The sequence below is a fragment of the Pseudomonas sp. KB_12 genome, assembly GCF_052114545.1.
In the GTDB taxonomy this organism is placed as follows: Bacteria; Pseudomonadota; Gammaproteobacteria; order Pseudomonadales; family Pseudomonadaceae; genus Aquipseudomonas; species Aquipseudomonas brassicacearum.
This window is the reverse complement of sequence record NZ_JBFREY010000090.1, coordinates 1-879: the sequence shown is the minus strand read 5'-3', so window position 1 is coordinate 879 and position 879 is coordinate 1. Positions and strand designations below refer to the sequence as shown.

General features: G+C 61.5%; 1 protein-coding gene. It reads right to left on the bottom strand.

The features are described 5' to 3' along the window. Positions 1-879: Ig-like domain-containing protein (locus AB4Z20_RS27985; RefSeq protein WP_442091230.1), on the bottom strand; the 879-nt coding region annotated here is incomplete at both ends.

The window sequence follows — 879 nt, the reverse complement described above, 5'->3', positions numbered from 1 at the left end:
AGCGCCGATGCATCCGGGCTGCTGCCGTCGCTGAGGTTTTTCTCCTGGACCGTGAGCTCACCGCCGTCAGTGTCGAGGCCGGTGATGATCACTGGGTCGTCGTTGTTATGGACTTGCAGCACCAGGTTCGCGGTGCTGGTGTCGCCGTCGGCATCGGTCAGCGTGTAGGTGAAGGTTTCGCTGCCATCGCCACCGCCGTGCAGGCCTTTGAAGTCGGCATCGGCGGTGTTGAGGGTGTAGGTGTAGGAACCGTCGGCGTTGAGCACCAGGGTGCCGTAAGTACCGGTGAAGGTACCGGGGGTGATTGGACCGGACGCCACATGGTCTGCACCTTGGGTGTCGTTGGTCAGTACGCTGCCAGTCAGGGTCAGGTGGGTTTCTGAGGCCGTGCTGGCGTTGCTGTCGTCCACGGCTTTAGGCAAGTCGTCGACGATGTTCACGTCCAGGTTGCCGTTGGCGGTGGTGCCGTTGTCGTCGGTGACAACAACCGCAAATTGCTCGCTGAGGCTGTTGGCGCCGTTGGCGTTTGGATGGGCTTCGTTATCCAGCAGCGTGTAGCTGTAGCTGACCACGCCGGTGGTGGCGTTGTAGCCGGTGATGGTCAGGGTGTTGCCCAGCGCGGTGGTAATCGACTGTGGAAAACCAGCTGCTACACCACCSGTGACGACGTTGATGCCGCCAACACTCAGGGTCTGCACACCGTCCAACGCMGTCACGGTAAAGGTGCCGTTTTGAGTCAGCGCCGATGCATCCGGGCTGCTGCCGTCGCTGAGGTTTTTCTCCTGGACCGTGAGCTCACCGCCGTCAGTGTCGAGGCCGGTGATGATCACTGGGTCGTCGTTGTTATGGACTTGCAGCACCAGGTTCGCGGTGCTGGTG